Raw genomic sequence first — 19,170 nt, forward strand, 5'->3', positions numbered from 1 at the left:
CATGGCCACCAACGCACTCGACTACAACGGCCGGTCGCGCGCTTTCAAGACGTTCTCGGTCCTGGTCCTGGCAGTCTTCGCGATCATCTGGGCGATTCCGTTGCTCTTCGCGGTGGACACGTCCCTCAAGCCGGAAGGTGAGATCGCGGCGAAGCCCACCAGCTGGTGGAGCTCGAACTTCTCACTGGACGCCTACCAGAAGGTCATCGACAACACGCCGATCACGACCTGGTATCTCAACAGCCTGATCATCGCGGTGCTCACCGTCGTGCTGACCCTTGTCGTCACCTCGATGATCGGATTCGCCCTCGCACAAACCAGATTCGCCGGCCGTGGCGGGCTGATCGCGCTCGTCCTGGCAGGCCTGTTGATACCCGGTCAGATCCTGGTGTTGCCGCTCTACCAGATCGTGCACGGGATGCACCTGCTCAACACCTACTGGGCGATGGTCCTGCCGGCCGCAGCCGCACCGGTCGCGGTGTTCATCTTCGAGTCGTTCTTCAGTGGGCTGCCGCGCGAGCTGATCGACGCTGCCCGGATCGACGGCGCCTCCTGGTTCGGCATCTACTGGCGGGTCTGCCTGCCGCTGTGCCGTCCGGCCATCGCCGCTGTCGCGATCTTCACGTTCGTCACGAGCTGGAACAACTTCCTGTGGCCGCTGCTCGCCCTCAGCAACGTCGACCAGATGACGATCCCCGTCGGTATGGCGACCGTCTCCGGCGGATTCGGCCTGCTCTATGCGCAGCTGATGGCGACCGCAGTGCTGGGCGCGTTACCGCTCTTCGTGGTGTTCCTGCTCTTCCAGCGGCACATCGTCCAGGGCATCGCGGGCACCGGTATCAAGTAGTGGCGACCTGCGCGCTCCCCCGGCCGACGTCGCCGCGCAACCGCTCGGCGACGAAGGAGACCAGGTAGATCCCGAAGCTGACGAACGCGATGAGGACGCTGGCCTTGATGTCGGTGTCGCTCAGCGCCAGGCTGAGCAGGAACCCGCCGTCCGCGGCGAGGAACGCGAAGAGGACCGAGAGCGCCGTGAAGGCAAGGGGATTCGCGGTCCACCGCCGCGCAGCCGCGGCCGGCGTGATGGCCAGGCTGAGCACCAGCAGGGTGCCGACGACCTGTGCGGCCTCCGTGACGGTCAGTGCCAGGATGACGAGGAAGACCAGGCTCAGTCGCCGGACCGGCACGCCGCGGGCCGTGGCGACAGCGGGGTCCACCGACGCGAAGAGCAGCGGACGGAAGATGATCACCATCGTGACGACGACCAGGACGGCGAGCACACCGAGGATCACCACGTCGCGTGTCGACGCCGACACCAGCGAGCCGAAGAGGATGTTGGTGGCCGCCGACGAGAAGCCGTCGTAGAAGCTGAGCAGGAACACGCCCATCCCGAGGCCGAACGCCAGGACCACACCGATCGCGGTGTTGCTCTCACTGCGTCGACGACCGAGAAGCGCGAAAGCGATTGCGACTACGACGGATCCGACCAGGGCGCCACCGACCGCATCACCGGCGATCAGCAGCCCGGCCACCGCGGTCGGGAAGGACAGCTCCGCCGTGCCGTGCACCGCGAACGCCATGTCGCGCATGACCACGAACGGCGCGACCAGCCCACAGGTGATCGCGATCAGCGTCGCGGCGATCAGGGCGTGCTGCGCGAAGGGGTACTGCAGCATGGTGAACATGTCGCTCATTTCGCGACGGCCATCTCGGGACCGCAGTGGTGCGACTGCTCGGGTGACTCGCCGCCACCCACCACGATGACGCGACCGCGCACGCGGAGCACGTCGACGGGTGCGCCGTACAGGCTGGAGAGGCGCTCGGTGGTGAGCACCTCGTCGGGCGTGCCGACCGCCCACTTACCGCCGACGAGATAGATGATGCGATCGACATACGGAAGGATCGGGTTGATCTCGTGCGTGACCATCACGACCGCGGTGCCCGCGCTGCGTCGCCGGCCGTCGAGGAGTTCGAGGACTCCCTCCTGGTGGCGCAGGTCGAGCGACGTGAGCGGCTCGTCGCAGAGCAGCACCTTCGGGTCGCTCATCAGTGCCTGCGCGATACGCAGCCGCTGCTGCTCGCCGCCGGACAACTTCCCCACCGGCGCATCGGCGTATGCCGCCGCACCGACGGCCCGGATCATCTCGTCCGTGGCGGCGCGGACCGAGGGCCGCGCCCACGGCATACCGAACCGGTGCCCGTCGGCGCCGAGGGCGACCAGGTCACGGCCGCGCAGCCCGAGATCCCCGTCGAAGATCTTCTGCTGCGGCACGTAGCCGACATCCGAGCTGCCCCGCGAGGGTTTCTTCCCGGCGACGGTCACGGAGCCTGCCGACAGTTCCTGCAGCCCGAGCAACGCACGCAGCAGGGTGGTCTTGCCGGCGCCGTTCGGACCCAGGATCGCGACGAATTCCCCTGCGCGCACGCCCAACTCGAGGTCGGACCACAGGGTCCGGCCACCGAGGGCGAGCGTGGCGGCTCGGAAGTCGATCAGCGGTACGTCGGGGCTGTCGGTCATGCAGATTTCTCCAGGGCGGTGCGTAGTGCTTCGGCCTGCTTCAGCTGCCACGCCTGGTAGCTGGCGCTCTTCGGCGGCATGGTTTCCGTCACCGGAACCAGGGGCACCCCTGCGCTGGTCGCCTGCTTCTTCAGCTGGTCGGTCTGCTTGTCGGTCACCTGGCTGTTGTAGACCAGCGCGCGCACGGTGTGCTTCTGCAATGCCTTGTCGAAGGCAAGGGTATCCCGCGGGCTGGGGTCGTCGCCGTCTTCGACGGCCCTCGTGAAGCCGGCCGGTATGCCGAGCTGCAGCCCGGCCTCGGTGAGCAGGTAGCCGGCCACTCGTTCGGTGTAGGCGACCTTCGCGCCGTCGTCCTTCGCCTTGATGGCGGCGAGCACCTTCTCGATCGGCTGCAGCGACTTCTTGAACTTCGTGGCGTTCTTCCGGTACTCGTCGCTGTGCTTCGAGTCCGCCTTCGACAGGGCGCCGGCGATCGCATCGGCGACCCGCGGCATCTTCGCGACGTCATACCAGAGGTGCGGGTTCGCGTCCGCGCCCTTGATGTTCAGCACCTCGGATGCGGTGATCACGGTCTGGCCGCGCGACTTCGACGCGGAGGTCAGCTCGGCCATGAAGCTGTCGTAGCCCAGGCCGTTCTGGACGATCAGTCTCGCGTCGTAGACGGAGGCGGCGTTCTTCGCGTTGGACTCGTAACCGTGCGGGTCCACATTCGGATCGGTCAGCACCGACGTGACGTCGACGTGCGAACCGCCTATCTGCTTGACGATGTCCCCATAGACGTTGGTGCTCGCGACGACGCCGATGCGACCGTCGGACTCCCCTGAAGCCTTCGACGAACCGCAGCCGGCGAGGACGAAAACCGGTGCGACCGCCGCGGCGACCCAACGCAAGTGCATGCGCATTCCCTCAATCTGTATTGATATTCATTCTCGTTAAGGAAACGATAGCAGCAGCCGCGGGCGAACTCGAACCGATGCCGGCGACCACACTGCCGACCCGCACAGTTAGCCCCGAGTCGCACAGCTACAGGTGTGCGACTCGGGGCCAACTGTGCGACTCGGCGTCGGGGCTGGCGAACGCCGTCCTACGCAGCGAGCCAGTCGGCGATCGTGCGGCCGAGTGCGCGGTCGGCCACGGCGCTCATGTGATTACCGGGGATCTCCACGAAGGTGCCGTTCGGAACGGACTTCGCGAGCTGCTCCGCACCTTCCCGGTGGTCGACGTCCTGCGCACCGCAGATCGCCAGCAACGGCATCGAAATCCCGGCAAGCTCAGCGGGATCGGTGGTCACGCTGGAGCGCCATACACCGCGCAGGGCGACCGGGTCCGACCCCGTCTGCCGCATGAAGATGCGTGCCTTGCCGGCCGCCGACCGCTTGTCGACCTCCTGATCCAGGTCGAACGCGGCCTCGTAGACGTCGTCGCGGGTCTTGAGGTTCTCGATCCCGGCGAGGCCCATCCCGGCCGTGATCAGCCGTGTCGGCCGAGCACCGCGCAGCACCATCCGGACGCTGGTGTGCGCGCCGAGCGAATAGCCGCCGAGGTCGTAGTCGGTCAGTCCGAGATAGTCCACGAGTGCCGCGCCGTCCATCGCCAGCACATCGGGCGGGTACTTCGCGGCATCGTGCGGCTGTCCACTGTCGCCGTGGCCGCGCAGGTCGGGCATGATCACCCGAAAACCCCTGTCAGCTATGGCTTTCGCGTGTCCGTAGCGGATCCAGTTGGTCAGCGCGTTGGAGACGAAACCGTGGATCAGTATGACGGGTCGGCCCTCGCCGAGCTCCCGCCATACGAGCTCGATGCCGTCGAACGACGCGAAGCGATGCAGGGTCGGTTCGGCCGGATCAGGTGACGTGCTCAAGCCAGCGAGCCCATCGGGTCCCAGGCCGGCAGGACGATCGGCTCGGTGTCGAGAGCCGCCTGCAGCTCGGCCGGCAGGCTGTCGCGCCGCGCGGCGATCTCGAAGACGTATTCGCCGAACCACGAGTCGTTCATCGTGTAGAAGCCCTTGTCGGCCTTCTCATCACCCCAGGAGTTCTCGACCCGCCACTTGCGCGGGGTGTCGCCGTCCAGGTCGACACCGGTCAGCAGCATCGCGTGTGTCATCAGCGTCTCGTGCAACTCCAGCCGCTGCGCCTTGTCCAGCTCGAACTTCGTGTCGTAGATGCCCGCGAAGTCGTAGAGCTCGGCATCCCACACACCGATCTCACGCTCCATCATCTGGCCGACGTCGCAGCCGAACCAGACCGGCTCACCACCCTTGATGGCTTGGGCGGCAAGGGTTTTCAGAGTTTCGGAGGGAACGTTGAGGTAGCGCACGGGCGCTCCCCCGACGATGCTGCCCAGCTGGTCGACGGTGAACGTCCGGCCACGAGGACTGCTCGCGCGCGGGTCGTCGACCAGGCAGACGTAGTCGTTGACGTCGATGGCCAGGTAACGGTCGCGGAACTGCGTCGGCGTCAGCGTGCCGTCGCGGTGGAACTCGCCGTCGTCATCGGTCCACTGCCACTCGAACTCGCTCGGCGGGGTGCCCAGGTGGATCGCGAGCATGCGGTAGGCGGCCGACAGGACCTGCGAGCGAACCTCCTGGACGGCACTCTCGTCCTTCGCCGCGCGGATGTCGCGGGCGGCCTGGCGCAGCAGGCTGCGCAGGTTCTTGTTCATCGCCGCGGTGTTGGACGACGACTCGGTCTCCGGCATGGCGGACTTCGGGACGACGCCGTGCTTGGTGACCAGCGCGGCGAACATGTTCCATTGCCCGCCGTCGCCCATCACGTCCTCGAGGACCCAGGACAGCGTCCGGTCATCGGTGGGCCGGTCGGCCAGCTCGACGATCGACTCCAGGAAGTAGTTGCAGCGCTCCAACTTGTCCCAGAACAGTGCGTAGTTCTGGGAGAGCTCGAAGTCCTTGACTCCGAGCTTGTCCATCACCCCGGCGCGCAACAGGTTGAGGCCGGCGAACATCCAGCACCGGCCGCTCTTCTGCTGGTTGGTGACCGGCCACTTGTCGAGGCGGTTCGACATGGACCGGTCGATGCGCGTGACGACCGCCCGGTCGAGCGCGACCTCGGTGATCGAGTTGCCGGTCACGGCGTTCTGGAAAAGCCGATTGACCGAGCGGGCATCGAACTCCTTGCGGAGGAGTTCGACATCCTGCTCGGTCAATGGGGTGGAAGAAGAAGCCATGAACTCAGCTTCTCATGCTGCCGCGTGGGGCTGCACCGACTTAGCGCACGACATCGGCCTTGCGGTCCTCTTCACGCTCGTAGTCGTCCAAAGCGCCTGCAGCGCCGCCGAATTCGTCGCCGACCTCTCCGGCGATCTGCTCCGGCTCGTCTGCGCCGTCGACGTGGTGGCCGTCCTCGTCCATCCCCTTGTCGGCGGCGACGAGAGTCCGGTGCGCGGTGCTGAGCAGCACCGCGGCCAGCACTGCGGTGACGGCTGCGATCGCGAACGGAACGTGCAGGTTGTAATGCTCCACCAGCTTGCCCGCAGCGTATGGCGCAAGACCGCCACCGATGAAGCGCACGAAGCCGTATGCCGCGGAAGCCACCGGCCGTTCCACCGGCGAGATCACCATGACGGCCTGGGTGGTCAGCGTGTTGTTGATGCCGATGAAGATGCCGGCTGCGATGACCGCGCAGATCAGCACCGTACGGTCGGTCGGCCAGATGGCGATGATCGCCAGGTCGACGGCGAAAAGGGTGAGGGCGACATACAGCGTCTGGGCGGTGCCGAACCGGCGCTGCAACCACGGCGCACCGAAGACCGCGAAGATCGCGACGAGGATGCCCCAGCCGAAGAAGACGAAGCCGAGCTGGATGGCCGACAGCTTCATCGGGAACGGCGCGTAGCCGAGCATCGTGAAGAACGCCCAGTTGTAGAACAGTGCGGCGACGCCCATGGTCAGCAGACCGCGATGGGTGAGCGCCTCGAGCGGCGCCATGAGGGAGGTGGGTGTCTTCGGCTTCGGCGTCTCGGGAAGGAAGAACACCGTCGCGATGAGCGCGATCAGCATCAGTACCGAGACGCCGTAGAACGGTCCGCGCCAGGACATCTCGCCCAGCAGGCCACCGACCAGTGGGCCACACGCGATGCCGACGCCGAGAGCCGTCTCGTAGAGGATGATCGCGCCGGCGAAGCCGCCCGTCGCGGACGAGACGATGACCGCCAGCGAGGTCGCGATGAAGAGCGCGTTGCCGAGGCCCCAGCCGGCGCGGAAGCCGACGATGCCGTTGATCGAGCCGGCCGATCCGGCGAGCGCCGCGAAGACCACGATCAGCGCGAGCCCGGCGATCAACGTCTTCTTCGCGCCGATCCGGCTCGACACGGCGTTCGTCACGAGCATCGCGACCGCGGTCACCACCAGGTAGCTGGTGAACAGCAGGGTGACCTGGCTGGGGGTCGCGTGCAGCTGCTCGGAGATGGCCGGGAGGATCGGGTCGACGAGACCGATGCCCATGAAGGACACCACACAGGCGAAGGCGACGGCATACACCGCCTTGGGCTGGTTGAACATCGAAGGCCGTTGCTTCTCCGCAACTGCGGGATGACTCACTGCTTCGCTCCTCGTGAATGTGGACGACATCGGAACCACGACAAACAATATGCTTTCTCTATATATATTTCAAATCACCGTCGCACTGTTCACCGGTGCGCCAACGGCACCACACCCCCTCGTCACCCGCGACCGATTGCCTTCCTGCGGCCCCGTATGTCGCGGTGGCCGACCGTCCTTCGAGGCCCCCAGGAGCTTCCATGCTGCGCCCCCGCACCCTTCTCGCAACGGCACTCGCCGTCGGCCTCACCTGCTCGGTCGCGGCGCCGGCGTTCGCACATGGCGGGAGCGCCCACGGTGCGTCCGGCGCGAAGTCGGCGGTGCAGCTCTACACCGAGTCGATCGAACCACTCGGTATGGCGGGCGGCGTCTCGATCGACGGTGCCGCGTACGGCTCGTCGTTCACCGCCAAGCCGGGCGCGAAGGACGTCTTCTACGGACTCACCGACCGCGGTCCCAACGTCGACGGCCCGCAGGACGTCAAGGTCGAACCGCTGCCCGACTTCACGCCGGCCATCGGCGAGTTCCGACTGCGGAACGGCAGGGCGACACTGCTCAAGCGCATCCCGCTACGGGCGGCCGATGGCACGCCATACAACGGGCAGACCAGCCTGGCCGGCAGCACCGGCGAGACGATCGTCGACCTGAACGGCAAGGAGTTGCCGGCCAGTCCCTACGGGTACGACCCGGAGGGCATCGCCGCGATGCGGGACGGGACGTTCTGGGTCTCCGACGAGTACGGCCCGTTCATCACGCACTTCTCACCGGACGGTCGCCAGCTCGAGCGCCTGTCCCCCTTCGACGGCTCACTGCCGGTGGAGTTGTCGGAGCGCCAGCCCAACAAGGGCATGGAGGGGCTGACGATCACGCCGGACGGTCGCACCCTGGTCGGCATCATGCAAGCGGGACTGAACGCGCCGGACGGCCCGAAATCCAAGAACGTCAACGCTGTTCGCATCGTGACCATCGATCTCAGGACGCGGCGCACGGCCCAATACATCTACCTGCTGCACAGTGACAAAACGCCGACGACTGCGGTCAGCGAGATCTCGGCGCTGAACAACCACGAGTTCCTCGTCGACGAGCGCGACGGCGACGTCGAGCCCGGTGCGAACAAGAAGCTCTTCAGGATCGACCTGCGCGGCGCGACCGATGTCGGCAGGTTCTCGACGGTGCCGAATACGACGTATGACGCCACCAACGGCGGCCTGCGGGTCAGCGGCAGGACCATCGAGGCGACCGTCGGCAAGGACGGCACGACCACGGCAACCGCGGACCTCGCAGCCGTCGGCATCACACCGGTGCGCAGCTCGCTCTTCCTCGATGTCGCCGGGCTGGTCACGGCCATCGACCCGAAGGGCGGCTTCTACGGCCACGACAAGGTCGAGGGGGTCGCGGTCGTCGACGGTGGCAGCCGCGTGGTCATCTCCAACGACAGCGACTTCGGCATCGACGCCCTGGGCAACGACACCGCGCCATACACGTTGCACGCGAAGATGCTGCCGAACGGCAAGCAGGACACCGGCGAACTACTCGCGGTCGACATGAAGCAGGTCCCCGCGCAGTTCCGGTGATCCGGGCTATGGGACGAGCAGCAACTTGCCGGTCGTCTTGCGCCCCTCGAGCGCTTCGTATGCCGCTGCGGCGTCGTCCAGTGCGAACGTCGCGCCGATCTGCAGCTTCAGGGTGCCGTCGGCCAGCTGACGGAGGATGTCGCCGGCCCGCCAGAGAAGTTCCTCACGGTCCTGCAAATGGTCCTGCAGCTTCGGCCGGGTCACGAAGAGCGAGCCGAGCCGGTTGAGCACCTGCAGGTCGAGCGGCTCCACCTGACCGCTGGCTCCGCCGAAAAGGACGCCCATGCCACGCGGACGCAGGGACTTCAGCGATGCGTCGAAGGTGGCCTTGCCGACCCCGTCATACGCGACATCGAGACCGCGGCCGGCGACCTTGCGCACCTGCTCTGCCAATGCGTCGCCGGAGAACTCGCGGTAGTTGATCGTGTGCGCTGCGCCGAGATCCTTTGCGATTTGGAGCTTTTCGTCACTGCCCGCGGTCGCGACGACTGTGGCGCCCTTGCCGGTGATGAGCTGGACCAGCAACTGCCCCACTCCCCCGGCTGCTGCGTGCACGAGCGCGATCTGGCCCTTCTGCACCGGCCAGGTCGAGTTGACCAGGTAGTGCGCCGTCATACCCTGCAGCATCGCGGCGGCGGCGGTCTCCAGGTCCAGTCCGTCCGGGACCGGAACCGCCTGCGCGGCAGCGATGTTCGCGAGCTCTGCCGCACTTGCGGCTTGTCCGGCCCACGCGACCTTGTCTCCGACTGCCAGGTCCTCGACGCCGGCACCGACGGCCTCGACGACGCCCGCGCCCTCTTCGCACGTCACGAACGGCGTCGGCAGCGGGTAGACGCCCTGGCGCTTGTAGACGTCGATGAAGTTGACACCGACGGCCGCGACACGGACCTGGACCTCACCCGCTGCGGGTGGGGCCACCTCGATGTCCTGCACCTGCAGGACGCTGCGGTCGCCGGGTTGGGTCACCACGAGTGCACGAGTCATGGTCCAACTGTAGGTCCGGCGCCGGCCCTCACTCGGGTGCGGTTGCCCTGCCTTCCGCCGTGCCGAAGCGCGCCGTGCAGTGCCAGACCTGCTTGATCGCCTGAGGATGGTGGGCACCGGTGCGCGCCGCGTCGCCGACGATGCGTGGGGTGAGCACTCCATCGACGGCCAATTGCGTTGCGAGAGAAACGATTTCAGTGCCGCGGAAGTCGGAGTGCGCACGGATGTCGTCGATCGCGGCGACGAAGCCCTCGTGCCATTCCACGGGACAACTCAGCGCGCTCGCTGCCTCCTCGACGGGTGTTCCCCGGTAGCTCGGGTCGAGGACCACCGCCTCGACGTCGGTCGCCAGGTCGATGTGCCCGTGCACGTGGGCCTCCACGTAGTCGTCCAACAGGTCCCGTCCGCCGGCGTCGGCCAGCGTCACCAGCCCACATGCCTCCGCGACCCCGAAATCGGACGGGTCGTCGACGCTGTCCGGGTAGCAGAACGTCGTGCGAGCCAGTGTGTGCGCAGCGAGCCGGATGTATGACGACCCGAATCTCGGGGACGCCCCTGCCGGCCGGTGACGGTGGTTGAGCGCGCCGTACTTCGGCCGCAGGTCGGGGTCGGCAGCCGTTTGGTGGTCGTCATACGCCCCGCCGAACAGAGCGCTCTCCCAACGGAATCGGTCGCCACCGGCGAATGCGGTCAGTCCTCCGTTGCTGGTGCCGGTGACGAACTGGGACAGATAGCTGCCACCCGCGGCCAGCGCCTCGATGACGAGTCGGTCGGAGCCGGGCGTCGCCCAACGGTCGGGGTGGAAGCTACACGTGACCCGGAGTGCGGGGTCGAGCGGCGGCCCGTCGGCCACCGAGGCGACGCGCGCGATCGCCGCCGCGACCGGCCCGGGTAGGGCGTCGGTCACGCCTCGAACGGATCTGGATCCCCGGCACCGACGCGGGTGACCTCGGCGTACCCGTCGGAGAAGTCGACGACCGTGGTCGGCTCGACGCCGCACTCCCCCGAGTCGATGACTGCGTCGACCTGATGGTCGAGGGTGTCCTTGACCTGCCAGCCGTCGGTCAGCGGATCCTCCTCGCCCGGAAGGAGCAGCGTGCTGGTCATGATCGGCTCGCCCAACTCGGCGACCAGGGCGCGCGCGACCGGGTGGTCGCTGATCCGCACACCGACGGTCTTCTTCTTGGGCTGCTGGAGGCGGTGGGGCACCTCGGAAGTGGCCGGCAGGATGAACGTGTAGGGGCCCGGCGTCGCTGCCTTGATCGCCCGGAACACCCGGTTGTCGATGTGCACCAGCTGCCCGAGCTGAGCGAAGTCGCGGCACATCAGCGTGAAGTTGTGCTTGTCGTTCAGCTGCCGGATCCGCACGATCCGGTCACGACCGTCGCGGTTGCCCAGGGTGCAACCGAGCGCGAAACACGAATCCGTCGGATAGGCGATGAGACCACCGTCGCGCAGGATCTGCACCGACTGCGCGATGCTGCGCGGCTGGGGGTCCTTGGGATGCACGTCGAAGTATCGAGCCATGCGCCCACCGTACGACGTGCTCGACGTGCCGTGCAGGACCTAACCGCCCCACTTGTCGGCCAGGGTGCGCACGACCTTGAGGTCGCGTGTCGTCGCGACCAAACCACCGCGCTCGAGGCGCGCGTTGGAAATCTTCGCCTCATGCGTGGGCTTGCCCAACCACCAGTGCAATTCGCCTCCGGAGGGATGCAACCGCTCGCCCGGTTCACCCCACTCCGACAGCGCGATCGCGCGGGCCTCGCTCAGCGGCTCGCGAAAGAAGGTCACGTAGCGTCGCAGAGTCGCGCCGTCGAGTGGGTCGGCAAGACCGTCGGCATACTCCACGACCGCCCGCAGCTGCGCCGGACTGCGCACCACACACGGTATGGCGAAGCCGAACTCGGCCTCCAGCAACTGCTCCAGAACGGCACCGACCTTCTGCGGGCTGCGCATCGGGGTGCCGAGAAACACGTTGCCGCTCTGGATGTGGGTCTGCACATCGTCATACCCGGCAGTGGTCAGGACTTCTCGCAGACGCTGCATCTTCACCCAGCGGCCGCCGACGTTGACCGCTCGCAGGAAGACGACGTGGCGCGGCACGGTCAGTCGACCGCGTGCGCGGTGACGTCGGTCGGCAACATCACCGTGCGGCTCACGGTGCACAGCCGCTCGTGTGACTTCCGGATCGCATCCGGCAGGATCTTGCGTGCGGCATCGCCCTCCTCGCCCTCGGGGAACGAGACGCGGAAGCTGATGTCGATCGGACCCATGTGGTTGCCGTCGTCGTCACGCAGCTTGTCGCCCTCGGCCGTCACCTCAAACTGCGTGGGTTCACCGCGCCGCGTGGTGAGGATGTCGACGTCGATGCCGGTGCATCCGGCGATGGCGGCCAGGAGCAGCTCGACCGGCGTGAACTGGTCGTCGCCACCACTGCCGAAATCCATAGTGCCGCCGCGTGCGTTGGTGGCCCGGAACTTCCCGGGGGCGGTCCGAGCGATGGTCACCGAGCGGTGTGCGTCCGAAGGCTGAGTCGTCATGCGCCAATCCTGCCAGTACCGTGTGACGCGTGAGCGAGCGAAGCGAGCGTCCAAGAGGATTCAGGGCGAAACGCGCAACCCGACGAAGGACCGGTGCGCGTTGAGCGAGCGAAGCGAGCGTCCAAGAGAACTCAGGGCGAAATGCGCAACCCGACGAAGGAGGGGAGCGCATTGAGCGCACACTCCGAGCACAGCATCGTCTTGATCCGCCATGGAGCGACCGAGTGGTCACGCAACGGGCGCCATACGGGAACCACCGACCTGCCACTCCTGCCCGAGGGTGAGGCGGATGCGCGCAAGCTGCGCGACCAGATCGCCGAGCTGGACATCGTGGCGACGTTCTGCAGTCCGATGCAGCGTGCGCGTCGCACGGCTGAGCTCGCCGGTCTGACCGACCTGAGCATCGACGATGACCTGCGCGAGTGGGATTACGGTGCGTACGAAGGACTTTCGACGCCTCAGATCCGCGAGAGGCTCGGCGACCCGTCGTGGGAGATCTTCGCCGACGGTGTCGAGCCCGGCGCAACGCCGGGCGAGACCGTCGAGGACGTCGCGGCCCGCGTCAGCCACGTGGTCCGCCACGTCGTGCCACTGCTGGAGATGGGCAACGTGGCGCTGGTCGCGCACGGCCACTCACTACGCATCTTCGCGGCCATCTTCCTGCGCCAGGAGGTGCGCATGGGTGCGCAACTGATCCTCAACGCCGGCTCCTTGTCCACGCTCGGCTTCTACCACGGCACCCCGTGCATCCAGGTCTGGAACTCCGGCGGCGACGTCGAGTGGGGGCGCTAGGGCAGATCCCAGGTGTGCACCGGATCGCCGACGTGCATCCGCTCCAGGTAGAGCCGCAGCATCTCCACGAGGGCACTGCCCCGATCCGTGCCCTTGGCCTCCAACGCCTTGACGCAGTCGATCTGCCAGGACGCGCCGTTCTGGCCGGTGCGGCAACGCTCCTCGATGACACCCAGATAGCGGTCGCGCACCTCGGTCGCGACGCCCCAGGACTTCAGGCCCTCGTCGGCCATCGGCAGCAGGTGCCGCAGGGTGAGTTCGTCCGCCTGCACCTCGCCGAAGCCCGGCCAGTAGACCTTCGCGTCGATGCCGCGACGTGCGCAGCTGTAGAAGTTCTCCTCGGCTGCCGCGAAGCTCATCCGGGTCCACACCGGCCGGTCGGAGTCGGCGAGCGTCCGCACGACCCCGTAGTAGAAGGCGCTGTTCGCCATACCGTCGATAATGGTGGGACCCGCTGGTAGCACACGGTTTTCGACCCGCAGGTGCGGTTTGCCCCCGACGATGTCGTAGATCGGGCGGTTCCACCGGTAGACGGTGCCGTTGTGCAGCCGCAGCTCGGCCAACTGCGGAGCTTCCCCTGCCTCGAACACCGCGACCGGGTCCTCGTCGGTCGACTCCGGCAGCAACGCCGGGAAGTAGCGGACGTTCTCCTCGAAGAGATCGAAGATCGAGGTGATCCATCGCTCGCCGAACCAGACCCGCGGGCGCACACCCTGGTTCTTCAACTCGATGGCCCGGGTGTCGGTCGCCTGCTCGAAGAGCGGCACCCGGCTCTCGTGCCACAACTCCTTGCCGAAGAAGTATGGCGAGTTGGCCCCGATCGCCAGCTGCACGGACGAGATCGCCTGCGCGGCGTTCCAGTGATCGGCGAAGCGGTGCGGCTGCACCTGCAGATGCAGCTGGACCGACGTGCACGCGGACTCCGGCGCGATCGAGTCGGCGAACATCGCCAGGCGTTCGCCACTGGCGCCTTCGATGTCGATGAAGATGTCCTCGCCGCGCGCCGAGAAGATCGCCTCGTTGAGCGCGGCATACCGGGTGTTGGTGCTCATCCACTCGGTGCTGAAGTGCTCGGTCATCAGCGTCGGCAGAATCCCGATCATGGCGATCTGGGCCCCGGCGGCGTTGGCCTGCTTCTCCGCCCTGTTGAGGCTCTCGCGCAGATCCTTCTCCAGTTGCAACGCCGCGTCGCCGGGCAGCGGCCGAGGGCTGACGTTGAGCTCGATGTTGTACTGCCCGAGCTCGGTCTGGTAGTCCTCGTCGGCGATGCTCCGCAGGACGCTGGCGTTGCTCATCGTCGGGTAGAGATCGTCGCCCACCAGGTTGAGTTCTATCTCCATGCCGGTGAGTTGGCGCTCGAAGTCGAAGCTGTGCGTATGCAGCATCCGCTCGAAGACGTCCAGGTCCTGGCGCACCTTCTCGCGGTAGCGCTGCCGCTGCTCGCGCGTGTATGACGTCGCGGCGACATCCTTACCCATCATGGACCTCCTGCGAACCGACGTGACGCCACGCTTGCACATTCTCCGCCGCATCGGCGGCAAAACGCAGGGCGTCGTACGGCGAACATCAGTATCCGGACGATGTGCCACACGCCGAGGGCGTTGCCGGGCACTGTCGGCGGTGGCTCCTACTCTGCGGGTATGCGCCTGATCCACACTTCCGACTGGCACCTGGGACGTAGTTTCCACGGTGCCTCGCTGGTGGACGCGCAGGCGGCATACCTCGACCATCTCGTGGACGTCGTGCGCTCGGAGCGCATCGACGCGGTGCTGGTCGCCGGCGATGTCTACGACCGGGCGCTGCCGGGCCCGACGAGCGTGCAGTTGCTCGATGAGACGCTGGTGCGGCTGCGCGACGCCGGTGCACAGGTCGTTCTCTCGGCGGGCAACCACGACTCGGCCGTTCGGCTCGGCTTCGGCTCGCGCGTGCTGGAGCACGGAGGCGTGCACATCCGGACCTCCACCCGGTCGGTCGGCACGCCGGTGTTGCTGGACGGTGTCGCCGTCTACCCGCTGCCCTACCTCGAGCCCTCACTCGCTGCTTCCGCGCTCGACGCGGCCGACTCGACACACGCCGGGGTGCTGCGGGCGTCGATGCGCCGGGTGCACGCGGACCTCGCGACGCGTGGGATGCCGGGTGTCGTCATGGCGCACGCGTTCGTCGTCGGTTCGGCGACCTGCGACTCCGAGCGCGACATCGCCGTCGGTGGCGCCAGCGCGGTGCCCGCCTCCACGTTCAACGGCATCGCGTATGCCGCACTCGGCCACCTGCACGGCGCCCAGCAGGTCGGCGACATCGGCCGCTACAGCGGGTCACCGGTGGCCATGTCGTTCTCCGAGGCCGACCACCGCAAGAGTTCGGTGCTGGTCGACATCGGGCCCGAGGGTGTCTCCACGTCGCTCGTCGAGGCCCCGGTCGCGCGGCCGCTCGCCCGGTTGCGCGGCACGCTGGCCGACCTTCTCGCCGACCCCGATCTCCGCGCCGCAGAAGGCTCGTGGTGTCAGGTCACGCTGACCGACACGACGCGTCCGCTGGGTGCGATGGAGCAACTGCGACGGCGTTTCCCGCACACCGTGCAGTTGCTCTTCGACCAGCCGGTGACGCAGCTGCGCGACAGTCGCTACACCAGCAAGGTGGTGGGCAAGGAGACGCTGGAGTTGTGCTGCGATTTCCTCACGCACACCCGTGGCGGCGCCACGGCCACGGCGCCGGAGCGCGAGCTGCTGCAGCGCGCAGTGGAGCAGACCCGGCTCGAGCGCGACTCGGGCGACGGACCGGAGCGGGTCCGCACCGTCTCCGGTGAGGCAGGCGTGGCATGAACACCCCAGGACCTCCACTCGTTCGCCGCACCGGTACTTCGCGGGGACCCCGTGAGGAAAGGACATGAGACTCCATCACCTGCGCTTGCAGGCTTTCGGGCCGTTCGCCGGAACGGAGGAGATCGACTTCGACGAGTTGGCTGCGGGCGGGCTGCACCTCATCCACGGGCCGACCGGCGCCGGGAAGACCAGCATTCTCGACGCGATCTGCTTCGCGCTCTTCGCCGGAGTGCCAGGTGGCCGCTCGCAGGGGCGGGAGACGCTACGCAGCGACCATGCCGCCCCCTCGACCCGCCCCGAGGTCGAGCTGGAGTTCGGCGTCGGTGAGCGGCGCCTGCGGGTGCGTCGCATTCCCGAGCACCAGGTGCCCAAGAAGCGCGGCACCGGCACTCGGGCTCAACGCGGCAGCGTGACGCTCGAGGAGTGGCGCACCGGCAGCTGGGAGGCGATCAGCACCCGGTCGGACGAGGTGGCCCAGACGATCGGCGATCTGCTCGGCATGGGCCTGTCCCAATTCGCCCAGGTCATGCTCCTCCCCCAGGGCGAATTCACGGCGTTCCTCCGCGCCAAGCCGGACGACCGCGGCAGGCTACTGGAGCGACTCTTCGACATCGGCGACTTCGCAGCGATTGAACAATGGTTGGCCGGCCACCGAAAAGAGCTGGAAACACGGGCAGTTCACGCTTCCACCGCGCGCGCAACCCTCATCGCCCGCGCTCAGGAGACCCTCAGCGGTCTGCGGCACGACTCCGGCGTCGAGGACGACGAACCCCCTGCCGGCCTCGACGACCCGAACGTGTCGGTTCGGGTCCTCGACGAGATCGTGCAGGACCTCTCCGATCGGCTGACGACCTCGCTCGCAGAGTCGGATGCAGCCGCCGGACGCGTCGAGCAGCTGCGTGCGCGCCTTGCCGACGAGCGCAGCCTGGCCGCGTTGCAGCACCAGGCACGCGGCGCGCAACAGGCGCTCGACCGGGTCGCCGAGCAGGCGCCCCAGCTCGCGGCGGCACGCGAGCGACTTTCCCTGGCCGAACGCTCCCAGCGGTGCGTTCCTGTGATCAACGCCGTGTCCCGTCGCCGCTCGACTCATCTCACCGCGGTCCGAGCCGCCGCCACGCAACGCGAGCAACTCGCGCGATTCGTGTCCTGGAGTGTGCCGGAGCCGCGCGACGACGCCGGCCTGACCGACGCCGCCCTGCGTCCGTTGACCGAACGTGTGACCGCCGGCACCGTCGCACTCTCCGGGCTCAGCGAGTTGCAGCGCCAGCGGCAGGCTCTGGAGACGGCGTCGCAGGCCGCATCCAGTCAGCTGAAGTCCGCCGAACGCCGGGCCAGGGACAAGCAGAGTGCGATCGCAGCCGCCGAGGCGCAACGCGCGCAGCTTGCCGAGAGCCACGCCACCCTCCTGCCCGAAGCCGTTGCCCACCCGCAATGGGTTCGCTTTCTGGCGGACGTCGAGCGCGTGGCGCACGCACTCGACACGGCCGTCGCCTCCGTCGACTCGGCGACGGCCGCGCGGCACCACCACCGGCAGTCCCAGCAATCGTGGGCAGAGGCCGAACGAGAGGTCATCCGGTTGCGCAACGCGCGGTTGGCCGGCATCGCGGCGGAGCTGGCAGATCAGCTGGTCGACGGTGACCCTTGTCCGGTGTGCGGTTCGACGGACCACCCGCACGCTGCACAGCCGGCGCCCGATCATGTTGACGCAGAGCGGCTTTCGGCAGCCGAAGACGCCGCAGCTGCCGCTCTCACGGTCGCGAACCACGCCGCGGCACGCTGGTCGGCCGCCGTGGGACGGGCCCAGACGACCTGCGTCGCCGTGTTCGAGGCGATCGCGCAGCTGGAATCATCCGCCGCCGGCGCTGCCGATGGCGAGGCGGCTCACGAGGCCGACGTCGACACCGACGTGGCCGATGGGTCGGGCCCGCTGGTCGAGGTGACCGGCGCGCGGGCTGATCTGCTCGCCGAGCTCGACGACGCACGGACGCGATCGGCCGAGCTCGCGACAGGTCTCACCGCCGAGCCGCCGGTGCTCGACGAGGCCCTGCAGGGCGCATTGGACGAGCTCAGCTCCGTCGTCTCCGTCGCATGCGGCACCGTGCGACGGCGCGCCGCCGAGACCGAGTCCGCCGTGCAGCAACTCCGGGTTCGAGAGACCCAGTTGACTGCCTTCGACAGCGAAGTCCGCGCTGCGCAGCAGGCAGCAGACACCGCATCCGAGGCTGTACGACTCGGGCTCGTCCGGGTGGAGTCCCTTCAGGACCAGGTGGCTGCTGCTCGCGATCGCATCGACGAGGTCCTCCGCCACCACGAGGAGTCGTGCGGTTGCACCACCGAGGAGGACCCGGTGGCTGCGCACGCGCGCTCCGTCGAGCTGCTCGACCGCCTGACGGCAGCAGCTGCCCAGCAACGCACCGCCTTCACCGAGTTCTCGACGGCACGTGACGAGCTGGCTGCGCTGCTCGACGACACCGGATTCGCAGACGCCGAATCCGCCATACAGGCAACGCTTTCCGAGCCGGAGATCGTTCGGTTGCGTTCCATGGTCTCGACCGCGGAGACCGATGCAGCCAAGGCCACCGGTGTCCTCGAGCAGCCCGAGGTGGCCGAGGCGATCGATGCTGCCCCTGCCAGGGTCGAGGCGGTCGCCGGCGAATTGCAGGTCGCCGAGAGGGCGGCGCGCCATACACACGATGCCGTGGGCGAGATCCGCCGCGCGCTCGACAGCTTGCAGCGCATCGCGACCGAGTTGGGCGCGCACGACGAGCGGAACGCCGCATTGGCCGACCAGCTGGCAGTCGCCACGTCCGTCGCCTCGGCTGTCGCAGGGTCGGGCGACAACACCATGCGGATGCGGCTGACGGCATACGTGCTGGCCGCCCGGCTGGAGTCGGTGACCGCCCTCGCCAATCAGCGACTGCACTTGATGACCGACGGTCGCTACCAGCTGGAGCACACCGATGAGCGTGCGGCCCGTGGCAGCAAGAGCGGGCTCGGCCTGCGGGTGCGCGACGCGTGGACCGGCACGACCCGGGACACGGCGACGCTGTCCGGTGGGGAGTCGTTCATCGCGTCCCTCGCCCTTGCGCTCGGCCTGGGCGACGCGGTGCTGGAGGCCGCGGGCGGGCGGCGCCTGGAGACGTTGCTGGTGGACGAGGGGTTCGGCTCGCTCGACGAGGACAGCCTCGAGCAGGTGCTCGACGTGCTCGACGGTCTGCGCGCCGGCGGCCGCAACGTCGGCATCGTCAGCCACGTGCCCGAGTTGCGGGCGCGCATCCCCGCGCAGATCCGCGTCCGCAAGACCGCCCGCGGGTCCACGGTCGAGGTCGTCACCGCGGACGTCGCCTGACCACTGCACGCCTGAGCACGAGACCGGCCACGC

Annotated in this window: 17 protein-coding genes; 5 read left to right on the forward strand and 12 right to left on the reverse strand. The window is 67.9% G+C overall.

Annotated elements, in window-relative coordinates; genetic code table 11:
- Position 1 precedes the first annotated feature (1 nt).
- Positions 2–847 carry a carbohydrate ABC transporter permease gene (locus tag VG502_RS09490; protein ID WP_325549799.1) on the forward strand — a complete coding sequence of 282 codons (846 nt, stop codon included), beginning with the start codon at positions 2–4 and terminating at the stop codon, positions 845–847.
- Here the strand turns inward: VG502_RS09490 and VG502_RS09495 are convergent.
- From VG502_RS09495 to VG502_RS09520, 6 genes are all read right to left on the reverse strand, one after another.
- Positions 840–1,694 carry a metal ABC transporter permease gene (locus VG502_RS09495; RefSeq protein ID WP_325549800.1) on the reverse strand — a complete coding sequence of 285 codons (855 nt, stop codon included), beginning with the start codon at positions 1,692–1,694 and terminating at the stop codon, positions 840–842. The genes VG502_RS09490 and VG502_RS09495 overlap by 8 nt on opposite strands.
- Positions 1,691–2,518, reverse strand: coding sequence for a metal ABC transporter ATP-binding protein (locus VG502_RS09500; protein ID WP_325549801.1), 828 nt, complete (start codon positions 2,516–2,518; stop codon positions 1,691–1,693). Before VG502_RS09500 ends, VG502_RS09495 begins: the two co-directional genes overlap by 4 nt.
- Positions 2,515–3,414 (reverse strand): metal ABC transporter solute-binding protein, Zn/Mn family, encoded by a 900-nt coding sequence (locus VG502_RS09505; protein ID WP_325549802.1) that lies wholly within the window; start codon positions 3,412–3,414, stop codon positions 2,515–2,517. Before VG502_RS09505 ends, VG502_RS09500 begins: the two co-directional genes overlap by 4 nt.
- A gap of 188 nt (positions 3,415–3,602) precedes the next feature.
- On the reverse strand, positions 3,603–4,379 hold the full coding sequence (locus tag VG502_RS09510) for an alpha/beta fold hydrolase (protein WP_325549803.1): 777 nt from the start codon (positions 4,377–4,379) through the stop codon (positions 3,603–3,605).
- Complete coding sequence (locus VG502_RS09515; RefSeq protein WP_325549804.1) at positions 4,376–5,704, reverse strand: C1 family peptidase; 1,329 nt, start codon at positions 5,702–5,704, stop codon at positions 4,376–4,378. Before VG502_RS09515 ends, VG502_RS09510 begins: the two co-directional genes overlap by 4 nt.
- Positions 5,705–5,744: 40 nt before the next feature.
- Positions 5,745–7,037: an MFS transporter gene (locus tag VG502_RS09520; RefSeq protein ID WP_414655722.1), complete on the reverse strand. Its 1,293-nt coding sequence runs from the start codon at positions 7,035–7,037 to the stop codon at positions 5,745–5,747.
- 239 nt (positions 7,038–7,276) lie between these two features.
- On the opposite strand from VG502_RS09520, the gene VG502_RS09525 reads away from it, so the two are divergent.
- Entirely contained in the window at positions 7,277–8,650 is a 1,374-nt protein-coding gene (locus tag VG502_RS09525) for an esterase-like activity of phytase family protein (RefSeq protein ID WP_325549806.1), read from the forward strand.
- Positions 8,651–8,656: 6 nt separating this feature from the next.
- Here the strand turns inward: VG502_RS09525 and VG502_RS09530 are convergent, their stop codons facing one another.
- The 5 genes from VG502_RS09530 to VG502_RS09550 are packed head-to-tail and all read right to left on the reverse strand — an operon-like array spanning position 8,657 to position 12,177.
- The gene (locus VG502_RS09530) at positions 8,657–9,634 is read right to left on the reverse strand and encodes a quinone oxidoreductase family protein (protein ID WP_325549807.1); all 978 of its coding nucleotides are present in this window, start codon (positions 9,632–9,634) and stop codon (positions 8,657–8,659) included.
- Positions 9,635–9,662: 28 nt separating this feature from the next.
- On the reverse strand, positions 9,663–10,541 hold the full coding sequence (locus VG502_RS09535; RefSeq protein ID WP_325549808.1) for a DUF3626 domain-containing protein: 879 nt from the start codon (positions 10,539–10,541) through the stop codon (positions 9,663–9,665).
- Positions 10,538–11,161 (reverse strand): L-threonylcarbamoyladenylate synthase, encoded by a 624-nt coding sequence (locus tag VG502_RS09540; protein ID WP_325549809.1) that lies wholly within the window; start codon positions 11,159–11,161, stop codon positions 10,538–10,540. Before VG502_RS09540 ends, VG502_RS09535 begins: the two co-directional genes overlap by 4 nt.
- Before the next feature lie 39 nt (positions 11,162–11,200).
- On the reverse strand, positions 11,201–11,740 hold the full coding sequence (locus tag VG502_RS09545) for a DUF1697 domain-containing protein (RefSeq protein WP_325549810.1): 540 nt from the start codon (positions 11,738–11,740) through the stop codon (positions 11,201–11,203).
- 2 nt (positions 11,741–11,742) lie between these two features.
- Positions 11,743–12,177 carry an OsmC family protein gene (locus VG502_RS09550; RefSeq protein WP_325549811.1) on the reverse strand — a complete coding sequence of 145 codons (435 nt, stop codon included), beginning with the start codon at positions 12,175–12,177 and terminating at the stop codon, positions 11,743–11,745.
- 171 nt (positions 12,178–12,348) lie between these two features.
- Here VG502_RS09550 and VG502_RS09555 point away from each other — a divergent pair, with 171 nt between their 5' ends.
- Positions 12,349–12,969 carry a histidine phosphatase family protein gene (locus tag VG502_RS09555; protein ID WP_325549812.1) on the forward strand — a complete coding sequence of 207 codons (621 nt, stop codon included), beginning with the start codon at positions 12,349–12,351 and terminating at the stop codon, positions 12,967–12,969.
- Here the strand turns inward: VG502_RS09555 and VG502_RS09560 are convergent.
- A complete protein-coding gene (locus tag VG502_RS09560) occupies positions 12,966–14,447 on the reverse strand; it encodes a glutamate-cysteine ligase family protein (RefSeq protein WP_325549868.1) in 1,482 nt (493 codons plus the stop codon). The two genes, VG502_RS09555 and VG502_RS09560, sit on opposite strands and share 4 nt — an antisense overlap.
- 162 nt (positions 14,448–14,609) lie before the next feature.
- Here VG502_RS09560 and VG502_RS09565 point away from each other — a divergent pair, with 162 nt between their 5' ends.
- Both VG502_RS09565 and VG502_RS09570 read left to right on the forward strand, forming a co-directional pair.
- Positions 14,610–15,788 carry an exonuclease SbcCD subunit D gene (locus VG502_RS09565; RefSeq protein ID WP_325549813.1) on the forward strand — a complete coding sequence of 393 codons (1,179 nt, stop codon included), beginning with the start codon at positions 14,610–14,612 and terminating at the stop codon, positions 15,786–15,788.
- Positions 15,789–15,852: 64 nt separating this feature from the next.
- On the forward strand, positions 15,853–19,137 hold the full coding sequence (locus VG502_RS09570) for an SMC family ATPase (protein ID WP_325549814.1): 3,285 nt from the start codon (positions 15,853–15,855) through the stop codon (positions 19,135–19,137).
- Positions 19,138–19,170: the final 33 nt, after the last annotated feature.

Origin of the sequence: Flexivirga sp., assembly GCF_035551235.1 — a bacterium.
Taxonomy (GTDB): domain Bacteria; phylum Actinomycetota; class Actinomycetes; order Actinomycetales; family Dermatophilaceae; genus Flexivirga.

Excerpts from the sequence above, each read along its gene's own strand:
- VG502_RS09490 (WP_325549799.1), top strand. The coding sequence starts at position 2 with ATGGCCACCAACGCACTCGACTACAACGGCCGGTCGCGCGCTTTCAAG.
- VG502_RS09495 (WP_325549800.1), bottom strand. The coding sequence starts at position 1,694 with ATGAGCGACATGTTCACCATGCTGCAGTACCCCTTCGCGCAGCACGCC.
- VG502_RS09500 (WP_325549801.1), bottom strand. The coding sequence starts at position 2,518 with ATGACCGACAGCCCCGACGTACCGCTGATCGACTTCCGAGCCGCCACG.
- VG502_RS09505 (WP_325549802.1), bottom strand. The coding sequence starts at position 3,414 with ATGCACTTGCGTTGGGTCGCCGCGGCGGTCGCACCGGTTTTCGTCCTC.
- VG502_RS09515 (WP_325549804.1), bottom strand. The coding sequence starts at position 5,704 with ATGGCTTCTTCTTCCACCCCATTGACCGAGCAGGATGTCGAACTCCTC.
- VG502_RS09520 (WP_414655722.1), bottom strand. The coding sequence starts at position 7,037 with ATGTTCAACCAGCCCAAGGCGGTGTATGCCGTCGCCTTCGCCTGTGTG.
- VG502_RS09525 (WP_325549806.1), top strand. The coding sequence starts at position 7,277 with ATGCTGCGCCCCCGCACCCTTCTCGCAACGGCACTCGCCGTCGGCCTC.
- VG502_RS09530 (WP_325549807.1), bottom strand. The coding sequence starts at position 9,634 with ATGACTCGTGCACTCGTGGTGACCCAACCCGGCGACCGCAGCGTCCTG.
- VG502_RS09540 (WP_325549809.1), bottom strand. The coding sequence starts at position 11,161 with ATGGCTCGATACTTCGACGTGCATCCCAAGGACCCCCAGCCGCGCAGC.
- VG502_RS09550 (WP_325549811.1), bottom strand. The coding sequence starts at position 12,177 with ATGACGACTCAGCCTTCGGACGCACACCGCTCGGTGACCATCGCTCGG.
- VG502_RS09560 (WP_325549868.1), bottom strand. The coding sequence starts at position 14,447 with ATGGGTAAGGATGTCGCCGCGACGTCATACACGCGCGAGCAGCGGCAG.
- VG502_RS09565 (WP_325549813.1), top strand. The coding sequence starts at position 14,610 with ATGCGCCTGATCCACACTTCCGACTGGCACCTGGGACGTAGTTTCCAC.
- VG502_RS09570 (WP_325549814.1), top strand. The coding sequence starts at position 15,853 with ATGAGACTCCATCACCTGCGCTTGCAGGCTTTCGGGCCGTTCGCCGGA.